This is a genomic window from Neisseriaceae bacterium (genome assembly GCA_016864895.1).
Taxonomy (GTDB): domain Bacteria; phylum Pseudomonadota; class Gammaproteobacteria; order Burkholderiales; family Neisseriaceae; genus QFNR01.
Genome location: CP046107.1, coordinates 1,076,051 through 1,091,702, shown reverse-complemented (window position 1 = coordinate 1,091,702; position 15,652 = coordinate 1,076,051). Strand labels below are relative to the sequence as shown.

General features: G+C 34.2%; 13 protein-coding genes. 7 read left to right on the top strand and 6 right to left on the bottom strand.

The features are described 5' to 3' along the window. Positions 1-113 precede the first annotated feature (113 nt). The 3 genes from prs (at position 114) to GKC53_04575 (ending at position 4,128) form a co-directional block, all read left to right on the top strand. A complete protein-coding gene (gene prs / locus GKC53_04585) occupies positions 114-1,145 on the top strand; it encodes a ribose-phosphate diphosphokinase (GenBank protein QRN41408.1) in 1,032 nt (343 codons plus the stop codon). Between the two features lie 62 nt (positions 1,146-1,207). Then, positions 1,208-1,780 (top strand): 50S ribosomal protein L25/general stress protein Ctc, encoded by a 573-nt coding sequence (locus GKC53_04580; GenBank protein QRN41407.1) that lies wholly within the window; start codon positions 1,208-1,210, stop codon positions 1,778-1,780. Between the two features lie 170 nt (positions 1,781-1,950). Then, a complete protein-coding gene (locus GKC53_04575) occupies positions 1,951-4,128 on the top strand; it encodes an autotransporter domain-containing protein (protein QRN41406.1) in 2,178 nt (725 codons plus the stop codon). A gap of 178 nt (positions 4,129-4,306) precedes the next feature. On the opposite strand, the gene GKC53_04570 is transcribed toward GKC53_04575, so the two are convergent. The 3 genes from GKC53_04570 to GKC53_04560 are packed head-to-tail and all read right to left on the bottom strand — an operon-like array spanning position 4,307 to position 6,601. Next, positions 4,307-4,558 carry a GlsB/YeaQ/YmgE family stress response membrane protein gene (locus tag GKC53_04570; GenBank protein QRN41405.1) on the bottom strand — a complete coding sequence of 84 codons (252 nt, stop codon included), beginning with the start codon at positions 4,556-4,558 and terminating at the stop codon, positions 4,307-4,309. A gap of 37 nt (positions 4,559-4,595) precedes the next feature. After that, entirely contained in the window at positions 4,596-5,966 is a 1,371-nt protein-coding gene (purB, locus tag GKC53_04565) for an adenylosuccinate lyase (protein QRN41404.1), read from the bottom strand. A 5-nt stretch (positions 5,967-5,971) separates the two neighbouring features. Next, positions 5,972-6,601 (bottom strand): hypothetical protein, encoded by a 630-nt coding sequence (locus tag GKC53_04560; GenBank protein QRN41403.1) that lies wholly within the window; start codon positions 6,599-6,601, stop codon positions 5,972-5,974. 178 nt (positions 6,602-6,779) lie between these two features. Here GKC53_04560 and GKC53_04555 point away from each other — a divergent pair, with 178 nt between their 5' ends. After that, a complete protein-coding gene (locus GKC53_04555; protein ID QRN41402.1) occupies positions 6,780-7,529 on the top strand; it encodes a UDP-2,3-diacylglucosamine diphosphatase in 750 nt (249 codons plus the stop codon). 306 nt (positions 7,530-7,835) lie between these two features. Here the strand turns inward: GKC53_04555 and apbC are convergent, their stop codons facing one another. Genes apbC through ppsR form a run of 3 tightly spaced genes read right to left on the bottom strand, consistent with a single transcriptional unit; the run spans position 7,836 to position 11,320 of the window. Further along, positions 7,836-8,915 (bottom strand): iron-sulfur cluster carrier protein ApbC, encoded by a 1,080-nt coding sequence (gene apbC, locus GKC53_04550; GenBank protein ID QRN41401.1) that lies wholly within the window; start codon positions 8,913-8,915, stop codon positions 7,836-7,838. 14 nt (positions 8,916-8,929) lie between these two features. After that, a complete protein-coding gene (lysS, locus tag GKC53_04545; GenBank protein QRN41400.1) occupies positions 8,930-10,441 on the bottom strand; it encodes a lysine--tRNA ligase in 1,512 nt (503 codons plus the stop codon). Between the two features lie 48 nt (positions 10,442-10,489). Further along, a complete protein-coding gene (gene ppsR / locus GKC53_04540) occupies positions 10,490-11,320 on the bottom strand; it encodes a pyruvate, phosphate dikinase/phosphoenolpyruvate synthase regulator (protein QRN41399.1) in 831 nt (276 codons plus the stop codon). A gap of 243 nt (positions 11,321-11,563) precedes the next feature. Here ppsR and ppsA point away from each other — a divergent pair, with 243 nt between their 5' ends. The 3 genes from ppsA (at position 11,564) to pyrB (ending at position 15,645) form a co-directional block, all read left to right on the top strand. Then, a complete protein-coding gene (ppsA, locus tag GKC53_04535; GenBank protein ID QRN41398.1) occupies positions 11,564-13,963 on the top strand; it encodes a phosphoenolpyruvate synthase in 2,400 nt (799 codons plus the stop codon). Positions 13,964-14,286: 323 nt separating this feature from the next. Further along, positions 14,287-14,688, top strand: coding sequence for a hypothetical protein (locus tag GKC53_04530; protein QRN41397.1), 402 nt, complete (start codon positions 14,287-14,289; stop codon positions 14,686-14,688). Between the two features lie 33 nt (positions 14,689-14,721). Further along, entirely contained in the window at positions 14,722-15,645 is a 924-nt protein-coding gene (gene pyrB, locus GKC53_04525) for an aspartate carbamoyltransferase (GenBank protein QRN41396.1), read from the top strand. Positions 15,646-15,652: the final 7 nt, after the last annotated feature.

The window sequence follows — 15,652 nt, the reverse complement described above, 5'->3', positions numbered from 1 at the left end:
AGGATTGATCCTGTGCGCTCTTTTGTTTATTAATTTAATTTAATTAAGATTAATTTTAAAAATTATTTTTTTATGGTATCTTTTCAAAACAATATGCAAGCTAAAACTACACAATGTTTTGTAATGCTATAAAATTTAACCCACTTTATGGAATTGACATGGCTTCTTGTGACAGCTTAATGGTTTTTACGGGTAATGCAAACCCTTTTCTAGCGGAAAATGTGGTCAAACACCTAGATATTTCTCTTGGTAGGGCGAATGTAGGGACATTTTCTGATGGAGAAACAGCAATAGAATTGCTGGAGAACGTTAGAGGTAGAGATGTATTTATTTTACAATCTACTTGCTATCCAACCAATAATAATTTAATGGAAATATTAACTATGGCTGATGCATTAAAAAGAGCTTCAGCCGGCCGGATCACCGCTGCAATTCCTTACTTTGGATATGCACGACAGGATCGCAGACCTCGCTCTGCACGTGTACCAATTTCAGCTAAACTAGTTGCTAATATGTTAGACAAAGCAGGGATCGATCGGGTTCTGACCGTCGATCTACATGCCGATCAAATTCAAGGCCTGTTTGATATTCCTGTAGATAATGTATATGCAACTCCTATTTTGACTCATGATATTCAAGAACAAAGATTAGACAACATCATTGTGGTAAGTCCTGATATTGGAGGGGTGGTTCGTGCTAGAGCTGTAGCTAAAGTACTCAATAGCGAATTAGCTATTATTGATAAACGTCGCCCAAAAGCCAATATGGCTGAAGTAATGAATATTATCGGTGAAGTAGAAAATAAAACATGTATATTGTTCGATGACATGATAGATACTGCTAATACTTTATGCAAGGCCGCTACCGCACTAAAAGAAAAAGGTGCTAATCGAGTATTAGCATATGCTACCCATCCCGTATTATCGGGTGGTGCAGTACAAAGGGTCAATGAATCAATTATTGATGAGGTAATAGTAACAGATACCATTCCCTTATCTGAGGACGCTCGATCTTGTAAAAAAATAAGACAAATCAGTATTTCTGGATTACTAGCTGAAACCATGCGTCGCATTAGTAACGAGGAATCAGTTTCTTATTTATTTAACGAAGATATAGCTAAACCGGGAGCTTTGTTTCTCCCTTAATTAAACCATCTAGAGTATTGGTCGCGATTCTATCTAGATAATTTTTTTTTGGAGTGTTAATTATGACTGAAGTGGTAAAAGCAAATAAAAGAGATAAGATAGGTACCGGTGCGAGCCGCCGCCTACGTAGACAAGGATTGATTCCTGCTATTATTTATGGTGATAACCAGCAACCAATTAATATATCGGTTGATCAAAACAAAATGTTTCATGCATTAAATCAACCTGAATTTCATACAAGTGTGGTTCAATTAGAGTTAGAGGGTCAACCTCTAGAAGTGATTGTACGCTCTTTCCAAATGCATCCATTTAAACCTCAAGTACAACATATAGATTTTCAGAGGATAAATAGTGAAAAAACAATTAAAATCAAAGTTCCATTAGAGTTTTTAAATGCTGAATCTTCAGTTGCAGTAAAACTTCATGGTGGTGCTATATTTAAAATTGCTAATTCGGTTGAAATTATTACCAAACCAACTACTATTCCACAAAAGCTAACAATAGATTTAAAAGACATCCTCCCCGGCCAAATCTTACATGTATCCGACATTAAATTCCCAGAGGGTGTAGAGTCAGCTGCGTTAAAATGTGGCAATAATCCACCAATTGTTTCATCCTCAGGAAAGAGTAAATAAACCCATCAAAAAACCAAGCATTGCTTGGTTTTTTATACTAAAATCGCAGATATACGTCATAAACAAATCACTTAATCCATTGTTACATATGTCAACTAATGTTCTAGTGTACAAATTTAGGATCCACTATAGATCCAATGTAATTGACAATACAATATAAGGAAATAACTATGAAGATAAATAAATATTTGATAGCTCTGACATTAAGTCCACTGTTAACAAATCCTATGAGTTTTGCAGCTCGTATATCTGACATCATATCTGTCATACCCATATTAATAGATGATGCAGTAGCAGGCGGCCCTCTAAATTACTATCACAATTTTCCACAAGAAAATCTAGATGAGAAGAAAAATGGCTATGAATTCAAAAATTTGATGATTTTGGGAGATAGTTTAAGTGATAAAGGCTCTGGTGGTAGAAAATCTCTATATATTGCAGGTGGTTATGAAAGCCCTATGTATTTGGATTACTTAAGCCTGGCATTAACTGGTAAACATTCGGTACCAGAAAGTGATGGTGGCATGAACTATGCAATGAGAGGAGCTAGCATGGTCAGAATTCAAAAAAACCGAATAAGTATTCAAGAACAATATGATTTATATCTTAAAAAACATAACTATAAAGTTGATCCTGACTCTTTGTATGTTTTATGGGGTGGGAATATGGATTTAAATATCTTAGTTGCCAGTAATTTTCTTAATATCATTCTAAAAAAATATGATTTAAATAAACCAGAATATACGATGAATGAATCCCATCAAGCTACAGCCAATCTTGCACAAGATTTAATTAATCGCGGTGCTCCATATGTATTTGTTTCTAATATTCCTGACTCAACTCTCTTTCCTTACAGTATGTTACTGACAGTTGAACAAGTTGTAGAAGCTATCTTCACACCTCTAATAATCGTCCCCTATACATGGATAATCACAGCAGCAGGTCGTGCTGTTGATCGCTACGCAAGAAATCCAAATAATATTATTCAAGCTGATGGTAGATATTTCTTTCGTGAAAATCATATTAATGCCATGCACAGCCAACTTTATTGGATGTTGCCAAAATCTCTTATTAGTTTTTTATATGATGCTGTAACCTATCTTCAAGATAAGGTAATCGGACAATATAACTACTCACTTAATCAAGCATTAAGTAAAGTAGATGGTAACATTGTTTATTTTGACTTTAGTGCTCTATTAAATGAGGTGGCGTATAACTATAAAGATTATGGTCTTGATACAGTTTTAGTGCCCACATGTACGTTAGGATATTCATCTCGTTTTTGTGATAAAAAATCTCCCGAGTTCCATTCAGAAATTTCTCTCTTCAGTGATTGGTTTCATCCTAGTCCACAATTGCATCTTATGATAGCACAGACCATGCAGGCGATTTTTAATGCACCTGTTTATGCAAGCTCTATTGCCCAACAAGCAGATAATATTAACTTATCTAAACAATTCTTTATTAATAATCAGCTCAATGAATTGCGATATCAACACAACCCCCAACTTAATCAACCTTCTTTTTTCATAGGATATTCAGGTTCTATTAATAAAAGTGGTACATACATAGATAAGAAGAAAACCAATACGAACATATTAAATATTGGTATATATTCATACCTCGATCCACAGTGGCTAGTTGGTACTGCTGTATCAATAGGTTTTGGTAAAAATAAACCTCATGATCATTTCCGATATGGTTTCAGTCATCAAAACTTAAGCTTTTTCACTCAATATACTTTTCAAAATAATTTATGGCTTAATATAAACCTTGGTATTGGTCGTTTAATTGCCGATGATATTATTCGCTCTACTCTTATTTATACTAAGATGATTGACACTAAGGGTCAGACTAAAGCCTATTCTTACAATACATTAGCTAGAATAGGGATAGATATCTATAATGATGAAGCCCAACAAACAGGAACTGTTTTAGAATTGGGTGTTAATAGGGTTAAGGTAAATGGTTATACAGAAAATGGTAAAAAATTCTTAGCTATGAAATATAATAAATATCATTATGATAAAAACTATGTTGGAATAGGCTGGTACTATCGTAATCAAAACTTAAAAGTTGCTTCCAAAAATGTTCAATTGTCCTTTGAAACTAGTATTAATCGTAGATTAGGTGGTAATCAATTTAAAGTTCCTGCGGGATTAACAACAAGTCCAACAATGTTCAAAAGAGAGATAAAGAATAATGATAAGCAGTGGATTAATACCCAAGTTGGCCTCAAAGTAAATATTAATCACGCTTCCTCTTTATCGACCAACTTGGGCTATTCCTCTGATTTAAAACGTAGTCATCATGTCAATTATTCTATTGGGTTTAAATATCAGCTATAGATAATGGCTTTTTATGGTTAATAAAGTAGAGAGCACCAATACTAATATAAATTCTGAAACTTATATTTTTTTGCTTTCAATAATATAAAAGTATTAAAAAATGTTGATGGGGGAATAAAATGCCCATCTCAAAAAAAAAAGACAACTTTAAGTTGTCTTTTTTTGACATATATATATACTACTTACCTACAATTTTTCCATAAATAAACAAAACAATCAGAGCACCCATGATAGCAACCACAAAACTACCAAAATTGAAACCATCTACAGTACCATACCCAAAGAATGAACTTACCCAGCCACCAACAACAGCACCAACTATACCAAGTATGGAAGTCATAATAAATCCACCTCCATCCTTACCCGGCATAATCCACTTAGCAAGAACTCCCGCAATTAAACCGAATATAGCCCACGATAGTATACCCATAATTCCATTTCCTTTCGTAAAATTGTTAAATAATATCTTATACTTCCTTTGCTAACTCTCTAGCCTTACCAATATACTTGGTAGGTGTCAAAGATAATAATTCACTTATTACTTCCTTCGGTAATTCTAGTCTACTAATAAAATCTTGTATTGTTTTTTGGTTAACTTCATCTTTACCTCTAGTTAAAGCTTTCAGTTTTTCATAAGGAGAATCTATACCATAACGACGCATCACTGTTTGAATTGGCTCTGCTAATAACTCCCAATGGTCTTCTAAATCCTGTTCAATAACTGATTGATTAACTTCCAGCTTAGCAATCCCCCGCAATAGCGAACTATTGGCTAATACCGTGTATCCAAGAGCCACTCCAATATTACGCAACACTGTACTATCGGTCAAGTCTCTCTGCCAACGAGAGGTCAATAACTTCTGTGACATATGACTTAATAACGCATTAGACATCCCAAAGTTACCTTCTGAATTTTCAAAATCAATGGGATTTATCTTATGAGGCATGGTAGAACTGCCTACCTCTCCTTCCTTCAATTTTTGTTTAAAATAATTTAAAGAAATATAACCCCATACATCTCGACTAAAGTCAATCAATATTGTATTTATCAATATTAGAATTTGAAAATATTCAGCCATATAATCATGAGGCTCTATTTGAACTGTATAAGGATTAAATTCCAATCCCAAGGACTCAATAAATAATCGATTATTTGATACCCAATCAACATCTGGATATGCAACCAAATGAGCATTATAATTTCCTACAGCACCATTGATTTTAGCCATGAAAGAAAATCTACGTAACTTTTCAAGTTGTCGATTAAGTCGATATACAACATTAGCAAACTCCTTTCCTACTGTAGTAGGGCTGGCGGGTTGCCCATGTGTGCGACTCATCATAGAAACATCTGCATAAACATGTGCCATTCTTCTTAATGATTCAGTCACCTGCTCTAACTGAGGAATAATAACTTCCTTATTAGCATCTCTTAACATAAGTGCATAACTAATATTATTAATATCCTCACTCGTACAAGAAAAATGGAAAAATTCCTTCACATTTTCCACTTCCATATTTTCTTTGAATTTCTCTTTTAACCAATATTCCACCGCTTTTACGTCGTGGTTGGTAATTTTTTCAATTTCTTTAACCTGTTTAGCATCATCTAAAGAAAAGTCACTAATTACTTTATCGAATAATTCTTGTGTTTGTTCAGAAAAAGTTGGAATTTCATTAATTTCCTCCAAATTAGATAAATATTTCAGCCATAATATCTCAACAATAGCCCGATATCGAATCAAAGCATATTCAGAAAAATAAGGTGATAATACCTCGGCTTTAGAACGATATCTACCATCTAAAGGAGACAGAGTACTCAATAAATCAACAGCCATAATAATTAAATGTTTCCTCTCAAAATTTTCCAACCTTTATTGGTTAAATAAAATGTTGCTGATTTTTCCTGTTCTTTTCCTAGATATTTTTCATAATTCTTATCAGTGATCTTCAAGAATGGCTTTGCCCATCTATCTATTTTAGGTTCAACCGTATAAGTAACATGACTAACCTGACGGCCAAGACTAGTTGCTGGAATGCTGTAATACAACAGATCAGAAAACTCAAAATGCCCTACACAAACTGCACTACCTCCATTAAAGTACTGAGTTCCTTTATCTGTAATGTTCCACACTTTATAAGTTGTTGAAATGTTATCTTGCAACTTAATTTTTTCTGTCCCAGCTTCCTCATAATACCCTTGTTTTTTCAAAATGTTCATCTGTTCAACAGCAGACTTATTGACTTTTTTCCCATCAATATCTTTATACTTTATTTTAATTTGTTGGTCACCAAATCGATAATTAGGGATAATTTCACTATCGTCTAGAGCAAGACGAATTCTTAAACAAATAGGCTCGTCCTTATAAATTTGACTAATTGATTTTTTGACTTCTTTTTTACTGATCTTGTCACCAGAAGAACACGCTCCCAATAAAACAAGAGCAGATACTGCCAATATGTTTTTTTTCATACGAATTCCTTTTATACAATAAAACTTGAATACAGGACAAGAAATTAATATCCCAAAATATTCAGTTGTGAGTTTAATGTATGACTTTAGAATTTGCAACTGAAACTACCTTATCTTGTACTTGAAAAGATATAATTTGTCGTACATAATGAATACGTTATCATTCACATGAATCAACATGTCCGGAACATTATTAATTTCTGATTTACATTTATCCCACAACACAAAAAGTTTCAACTGTACTATACGAGAAAAACTTCCTAGATGGTCAGTCGAATATGATGCTCTTTATCTATTGGGAGATATTTTTGATGCCTGGTTAGGTGACGATATTATCGAAAATTATGCCATAGAGATAATTGATGCCTTTCAATCTTTTTCTAAACAAAAACCTTTATATTTCATGCATGGGAATAGGGATTTCTTGATTGGGAATCATTTTTTGGAACTATCTGGCGCCACTTTATTACCAGATCCCTATTTAGCCAAGATATATGGCCAATATTACATCCTATCCCATGGAGATTTACTCTGTACTGATGATGTTCAATACCAAAAATTTCGTGCCAAAACGCGTTCAATAGAGTGGCAAAATAATATATTAACTAAACCCAAATGGTATCGAAAAATTCTAACTAAAATCATTCGGAGTTTTTCCTCTTTTAAAGGAAAGCAGGCTCAACAAAAAATAATCAGTGATGTTACAATGCTAGGCATCCAAGAATTAAAAAAGCATTTCTCAGAATATCCCGAAATTGACATTATTCATGGACACACTCATAAACCTAAAATCCATATTCATTCATTCCATCTAGATCATAATTCATATACATTTAACCGATATGTTTTACCAGATTGGAGACCCAACATGTGTGGCGGGATCATCATCAATCAGAATAATAGAGTTAGCTATATAAACTTCCAATAAATATAAAAAAATGTAATAAATCTTTACATTCAAAAATATTTTTGTATTTTTACAACAACAATAAAAAAAGAAAATATATTTCATTACTTTAAATTCAATTAAAATCAATCATATACATAAATTTATCTACATGCGCAATTAACCCCATACAAATAACATGAGATTAGGAGCATTTCAATTTGCCTAACAGGAACATTATATCGGATAATTGACCCATAGGGAAAGCCAAAGTCTTTCTCAACAGTAGTCTCTCCTCTATTTCTCCTTTGTAGACTTTGATACACCTTATTTATATAAGGTGTTTTTTTATCTTGTCTCAATACTTATATTGGAAAAATGGTGGCTGTAATCATCACTCATTTTCACTATTGCAAGCACAAGTTGCCATGCTATATTTTGATATAGTTCTGAATAACGCCCCATCTTATCAATGGATCCTGTATCCATTGCTTCTCTAATCTCACAAGCCAGAGGCAACTGGCCTAATAGTGCGACATTAGTTTTTTGAGCCAATTTTTCTCCTCCACCAGAACCAAATATTTCTTCCTTAGCATAACAGTTTGAACAAATGTAGTAAGACATATTTTCAATAATGCCAAGTACTGGAATAGATACTTTATCAAACATAGAAATAGCTTTACCTGCATCAATTAAAGCAATTTCCTGAGGCGTAGTAACAACAACAGAAGCTGTAACAGGTATCTTTTTCGATAATGTCAACTGAGTATCTCCTGTTCCTGGCGGAAGATCTATAATCAAATAATCCAACGAACCCCATTTAGTAAAAAATAACAATTGCTGCAATGCTTTACTGATCATTGGACCTCGCCAAACAACTGCTTGATCATCATCAATCAAAAAACCCATAGACATGATTTCAATACCAAAATGATTGTTCACAGGAATAAAATGATCCTTATCTTTTTCTGGCTTCTGATCTCTCACACCCATCATTAAGGTCTGACTAGGCCCATATAGGTCAGCATCTAGCAATCCAACTTTGGCGCCCATACGATTTAACTCTATCGCTAAATTAGCTGAAACTGTACTTTTACCAACGCCACCCTTACCTGATGCTACTGCAATAATATTTTTGATATTAGGAACACGTGCAACATTTGACTGAACTTTTTTGGCTTTAATAACAAAATCAACGTCAAACTTAAGTTGTGAATATTTCCCCGATAGACCATCCTTTATATTTTGCACTAACTGGATCTTTTGACTCGTATTTATAGGGAAAGGTAAGGTTATCAAAAAATTTGATTCATCAGTCCCCTTATCTACCGATTTAAGCAAAAAATTGAAGTCTCCCAACCTCTTATCGCAGTTAGGAATAGCAATCTCCCGCAACAATCTCTCTATCTTTTGCCGATTATCCATCATCTATCCTGCTCTGATTAATGATTATCCTCTTTTCTCATTTGTGGAAATAAAATAACATCCCTAATAGATTGGGCATCAGTTAAAAGCATCACTAGACGATCTATACCAATTCCACCGCCACCTGTTGGCGGCAAACCATATTCCATTGCTCGTATATAATCTGCGTCATAATGCATTGCTTCCTCATCTCCAGAATCTTTTTGTACCACTTGTTGTCTAAATCGTTGAGCCTGGTCTTCCGGATCATTCAATTCTGAATAGCCATTAGCTAATTCCCTTCCCACTACAAATAACTCAAATCGCTCTGTCAAATTTGGATTAATATCCGAACGTCTCGCCAACGGTGAAATTTCTATGGGATAGTCAATAATATAGGTTGGATTCCATAACTTTTCTTCTGTTGTTTCTTCAAATAAAGCAAACTGTAAACTACTCAAACTGTGATTAGTTGATTCAATTTTAAGATTAGCCAACGCTAATTTTAGCCAATCAATATCATTAAGATTCTCTAAGGAGTACTCCGGATTATACTTATGAATAGCCTCTACAACAGTCAATCTTTCAAAAGGTTTTTCTAAATTCACTGATCTCCCGTTGTAATCAAAAACTAAACTGTTTCTTACCTCTATCGCACTATACCTAATAACAGCTTCTGTCAATTCCATCATTCTTTCATAATTAGAATAGGCCTCATAAAACTCCATCATAGTAAATTCAGGATTATGTCGTGTACTAATTCCCTCATTTCTAAAACTGCGATTCAATTCAAAAACTCGCTCAAATCCACCAATAACTAATCGTTTCAAAAACAACTCTGGGGCTACTCTCAAATAAAGTGGCATATGCAATGTATTATGATAAGTCTCAAAAGGCTTAGCTGTTGCACCACCAGGAATAGAATGCATCATAGGCGTCTCCACTTCAAGATAGTTTTGACTAAGCATATATTCTCTTACTATTTGTAAAATTTGACTCCTCTGCCTAAAAATATTTCGACTTTGCTGATTCACCATTAAATCCACATAACGGTATCTATACCTTTGCTCCTGATCTGAAAGTCCCTTATGCTTTTCTGGTAGTGGTCTCAATGACTTAGCTAATAATCTTAACTCAGTAACCCGAATAGATAACTCACCATGCTTGGTTTTAAAAACTTCTCCTGTAGCTCCTAAAATATCACCTAAATCAAAATGCTTAAATTCCGCATACAGTTCTTCCCCAATCAAATGCTTACTAATATACAATTGAATAACACCTGCCATATCCTGCAATGTGGCAAAGCTGGCCTTCCCCATCACTCGTTTTAACATCATCCTGCCAGAAACCTTGGCTGTTATTTTTTTTTCTTCTAATTCTTCTTGACGCCAACCATCATATGCCTCATGCAAATCTTGAGAAAAATTAGTTCTCTTAAAATCGTTTGGATATACATTACCTCTTTGCCTCAAATGATTTAATTTTTCACGTCGAAATGCAATAATTTGATTTTCATCGACAATATCTTCAAACAGTTTTTGTTGATCCATTTATTCTTCCTAATTTACATATCACCTCAATGTTATTACTCAAAAATACTAAAATTGCCTTTTCAATCCCGTTTGAGCCATCACACTTGCCGCCAATTCTTCGACAGACTTATTAGTGCTACTAATATAAGGTATCTTATTATATTTAAATATTTTTTCAGCCTGAATAACTTCTTTTTCACAATTTTCTAAATCTGCATATTTTGAGTCTGGTCTTCTTTCCGTTCTAATACCATGTAATCGCCCAGGATCTATGGTTAGACCAAATAACTTATCTTGATAGGGTGCCAATAATCTAGGAATATTGAATTTATCTAGGTCATCTTCTATTAGAGGATAGTTAGCTGCTCTGATGCCATAATTTAGCGCTAAATATAGACAGGTAGGTGTTTTGCCAGAACGAGAAACACCTACCAAAATGATATCTGCATGTTTTAAATTTTTATGAATTAATCCATCATCATGATTTAAAGAAAAATTAACCGCATCCATTCTTCTAGCATACTTTTCAGCATCATTCACCCCATGTGTTTTGCCTACTTTATTACTTGCGATCTCCTTCAACTCTTTTTCCAATAAATGAATAAATGTATCGAAAAAATCTATATGAAATCCTTGGCAGTGGTGAATTGTTTCTCTTATGTCTGTATTTACAATACTAGAGAAAATCAAAGGCCTAGGATGGCCATCTTCTACTATCTTATTGATTTGCTTCACTAATGTTTCTGCTTTCTCAATTGAGTCAATAAAAGGATAAGTTCTTTTTTGGAAGTCTACATAATCGAAACGGTTTAGCAAAGCTTCTCCCAATCCTTCCGAGGTAATACCTGTCCGATCTGAAATAAAAAAAGCATATCTTGACTTTTCTGTTCCAACCATAAACTATCCTTAGCGATTGTCAGTATTCAACATTAAATGCACATTATCTCAATTTATCTCAAAATAATCAATTTTATAAATCAATTTATCTAAGCTAATGAAATGATTTTATTTATATTTCAATTTATTAAATTGATTAATTAGCGTCAAATCTCAAAATTACATGACATCGTGTCACGAAAAAGTTAGAATATCCTCCATATTTATTCTATCGGTTAACCTTAAAATTCAGGGAACAACAATATGTCAAGTGAAAACATTATTTGGTTTGAAAATTTACGTATAACAAATATTGATCAAGTAGGTGGTAAGAATGCATCTTTAGGAGAAATGATTAGCCAACTGACTGAAAAAGGTGTCAGGGTTCCAGGAGGATTTGCAACCACGGTTCATGCTTTCCGACATTTTCTAGCCCACAACAATCTTAACGAAAAAATTAATACCGCCCTAAATAATCTTAATGTTGATGACATAAATGAACTTGCCAATGTTGGAAAACAAATTCGCCAATGGATTATAGACACCCCGTTCCCTGAAGATTTAGAAAATGACATTAGAACAGCTTGGGATAAAATGTGCCAAGATACAGGTGGCCACCAAATTTCAGTTGCTGTACGCTCATCAGCAACTGCCGAAGACCTTCCAGATGCTTCCTTTGCAGGTCAACAGGAAACATTTTTGAATATACAGGGTTTTGAAAATGTAAAGGAAGCAATTCATCATGTATTTGCTTCTCTATATAATGATCGCGCTATTTCGTATCGAGTCCATAAGGGCTTTAAGCATGATGCTATTGCTCTTTCTGCCGGCGTTCAACGTATGGTTCGTTCAGACCAAGGTACCTCAGGTGTTATGTTTACTATGGATACTGAATCTGGCTTTGATCAAGTTGTTTTTATCACTTCGTCCTATGGACTTGGAGAGACAGTTGTACAAGGTGCAGTCAATCCAGATGAGTTTTATGTACATAAGCCTATATTAAAGGCGGGAAACCCTGCTATCATCAAAAAAGTATTGGGCGAAAAAGCTATTAAAATGGTTTTTACTGATGAAACGCAGGCTGGTCATTCAGTCAAAATAGTTGATGTCCCTGAAAAAGACCGACGTCAATTTTCAATTAATGATAATGAAATTACAGAACTGGCCAAATATGCTTTAATCATTGAAGAACATTATGGTTGCCCTATGGATATTGAATGGGGGCGTGACGGAATAGACAATAAGTTGTACATTTTACAATCTAGACCAGAAACAGTAAAATCCCAAGAAGCAAAAGTAGATACTTTGAGAAATTACCACGTTCAAGAAAAATCCAAAGTACTATGCACTGGACGAGCAGTGGGACAAAAAATAGGCCAAGGTAAAGTTAAAGTTATTACCGACATCAGTCAAATGGATAATATCAAAGCAACAGATGTGTTGGTAACTGATATGACAGATCCTGACTGGGAGCCTGTTATGAAACGTGCCTCTGCTATTGTCACTAATCGTGGTGGTAGAACTTGTCATGCAGCTATTATCGCACGTGAACTTGGAATTCCTGCAGTGGTTGGTTGTGGTGATGCCACTAAAAAACTATCCGATGGACAAGAAGTTACAGTTTCTTGTGCTGAAGGAGATGTAGGTAAAATTTATGAAGGCCTGTTAGAGATAAAAATCACTGAACTAAAATTAGATAACATGCCAGAACCTCCAGTTAAAATCATGATGAATGTAGGCAATCCTGAATTAGCTTTCAATTTCTCCAGTCTACCGAATGAAGGAATTGGTTTGGCTCGCATGGAGTTTATTATTAACCGCCAAATTGGTATCCACCCAAAAGCATTAGTAGAATACGAAAAACAGTCTGATGAGTTGAAAAAAATTATTGATGAAAGAATTGCCGGCTACACATCTCCAGTCAATTTTTATATTGATAAAATTGCAGAGGGGATCGCAACTTTAGCAGCCTCTGTTTACCCTAAAAAAGTCATTGTACGTCTTTCTGATTTTAAATCCAATGAATATGCTAATCTAATTGGTGGGAATTTATACGAGCCTGATGAAGAGAATCCTATGTTGGGTTTTAGAGGTGCTTCCCGCTATATTTCTGATGATTTTAGAGATTGTTTTGATTTAGAATGCCATGCTTTAAGAAAAGTACGTGATGAAATGGGATTAACCAACGTTGAAATCATGGTTCCTTTCGTAAGAACACTCAAAGAAGCAGAGCAAGTCATCCGTGTTCTAAAAGAAAACAACTTGGAAAGAGGCAAAAATCAGCTTCGTCTAATTATGATGTGTGAAATCCCTTCTAATGCAATTTTAGCAGAACAATTCTTACAATATTTCGACGGTTTCTCAATTGGCTCTAACGATATGACTCAACTTACGTTAGGTGTTGATAGAGATTGCAGTGGAGAAGTTGCCAATAAATTTGATGAACGCGATCCTGCGGTTAAGACAATGTTAGCATTGGCTATTTCTGCATGTAGGAAATTGAATAAATATGTAGGAATTTGTGGCCAAGGCCCTTCTGACCATGAAGATCTTGCAAAATGGTTAGTAGAACAAGGCATTGAAACTATTTCTTTGAATCCTGATACTGTGGTTGAGACATGGCTGTACTTAGCTAACGAACTAAGCCCCAAACAAAAAATGTAATCGATATTAAAGTAAGATGAAAGGATAGCTACACTAGAATATAACCTGAAAAAATTATAAGGATTTGATCCTTAACGTTATGTTACACTGATAATATTCACTCATCAATTTTTGTAAAAAAACCATGAGAAAGATAATTGCCAATATTTGTACCAAAAATAAAAATCCCGTTTATCCCTCATGTAATATGACAGCCGTTGCGAAACTCTCACGGAACAACTACTTAGGGTTGAAATTACAAGCACAGGCTAACTGTATAAAAATACTACCTAAAGAGGTAGAATTGGATTTATACTACTTAAAAAAATGGCTAAGGTAGGCTTATGTTGACACAAAAAAACAAATGGTTTTTATTAGCTTCTGTTACTTGGTTTTTATTAAGTTGTTATGGTTTATTTTCGGAAATTAGCTCAAAACACACTACTCTTTTGGGTGATGTTATGGTTTTTTTCCATCTCAATCAAACCACATGGGCTATTGATAAAATAGCCCATTTTTTTGTTTTCTATATTCAAACTATTCTCATTTTACACAGTTTCAATCCCTTAAAAAAATTAGGTTTCATCTATATAATAGTCTGCATGATGCTCTGGACTTTCTTATCAGAACAATTACAATCCGTATTAACCATAACACGTCATAAAGATTTATTTGATGTGATGACAGATAACTTAGGAATATTATTTGCTAGTGTGTTTTTTCTATATGTTGAAAAGAATAAATAACCTGTATTTATCAATATTATATAAGGAAAATCAATGTGTAATCCCCTTTACAAGAAAAATATCATTTCAGTTCCTGAGCTCTCTAAAAATGAGCTTGAACTTTTGGTACAAACAGGATTAGATTTAAAGCATTCACCACGTAATGATTTATTGAATGGTAAAATGATTGCTAGCTGTTTCTTTGAACCTTCGACTCGAACGAGACTTTCATTTGAAACTGCGATACAAAAATTAGGAGGGAAAGTTATCGGTTTTTCTGATGCCCAAAATACCAGTGTTAAAAAAGGAGAAACTTTAGCAGATACTGCACGTATGCTTGATTCCTATGCAGATGCAATTGTGATGAGACACAATAAAGATGGTGCAGCAAGAATCATGGGGGAATTTGCAACTTGCCCCGTTATCAATGCAGGGGATGGTACTAATCAACATCCCTCCCAAACACTTCTGGATTTAATCTCAATTAAAGAAACACAAAAAACCTTAGAAAATTTAAAAATCGCCTTGGTCGGTGATTTAAAATACGGGAGAACTGTACATTCTTTGGTTCAAGCTTTAAGCTTATTTAACTGTGAGTTTTATTTTTTATCTCCAGACAATCTGGCAATGCCTGATTATATTTGTGAAGAACTAGATTATGCAGGTATTAAATATCAAACCTCACAATCTTTGACTCATGCAATTGAAGTAGTCGATATTTTATATATGACCCGTATTCAGAAAGAACGCTTTGATGAGCAAGAATTTCTAAAACTAAAAAATAGCTATATATTAAATGCTTCTTTACTAAGTAAAGCGAAGCCCAATTTAAAAATTTTACATCCGTTACCAAGAGTAGATGAAATCCATTACTCAGTGGACAGCACGCCTTACGCCTATTATTTCCAACAGGCATACAACGGTGTTTTTGCGAGACAAGCAATTCTTGCTCTGGTACTTAACCCCTCAATTTCTTAAACTTAAT

Coding starts and splice junctions, on each gene's coding strand:
- ppsA (QRN41398.1), top strand. CDS start 11,564: ATGTCAAGTGAAAACATTATTTGGTTTGAAAATTTACGTATAACAAAT.
- GKC53_04530 (QRN41397.1), top strand. CDS start 14,287: ATGTTGACACAAAAAAACAAATGGTTTTTATTAGCTTCTGTTACTTGG.
- GKC53_04560 (QRN41403.1), bottom strand. CDS start 6,601: ATGAAAAAAAACATATTGGCAGTATCTGCTCTTGTTTTATTGGGAGCG.
- GKC53_04575 (QRN41406.1), top strand. CDS start 1,951: ATGAAGATAAATAAATATTTGATAGCTCTGACATTAAGTCCACTGTTA.
- apbC (QRN41401.1), bottom strand. CDS start 8,915: ATGATGGATAATCGGCAAAAGATAGAGAGATTGTTGCGGGAGATTGCT.
- ppsR (QRN41399.1), bottom strand. CDS start 11,320: ATGGTTGGAACAGAAAAGTCAAGATATGCTTTTTTTATTTCAGATCGG.
- GKC53_04570 (QRN41405.1), bottom strand. CDS start 4,558: ATGGGTATACTATCGTGGGCTATATTCGGTTTAATTGCGGGAGTTCTT.
- lysS (QRN41400.1), bottom strand. CDS start 10,441: ATGGATCAACAAAAACTGTTTGAAGATATTGTCGATGAAAATCAAATT.
- purB (QRN41404.1), bottom strand. CDS start 5,966: ATGGCTGTTGATTTATTGAGTACTCTGTCTCCTTTAGATGGTAGATAT.
- GKC53_04555 (QRN41402.1), top strand. CDS start 6,780: ATGTCCGGAACATTATTAATTTCTGATTTACATTTATCCCACAACACA.
- GKC53_04580 (QRN41407.1), top strand. CDS start 1,208: ATGACTGAAGTGGTAAAAGCAAATAAAAGAGATAAGATAGGTACCGGT.
- prs (QRN41408.1), top strand. CDS start 114: ATGTTTTGTAATGCTATAAAATTTAACCCACTTTATGGAATTGACATG.
- pyrB (QRN41396.1), top strand. CDS start 14,722: ATGTGTAATCCCCTTTACAAGAAAAATATCATTTCAGTTCCTGAGCTC.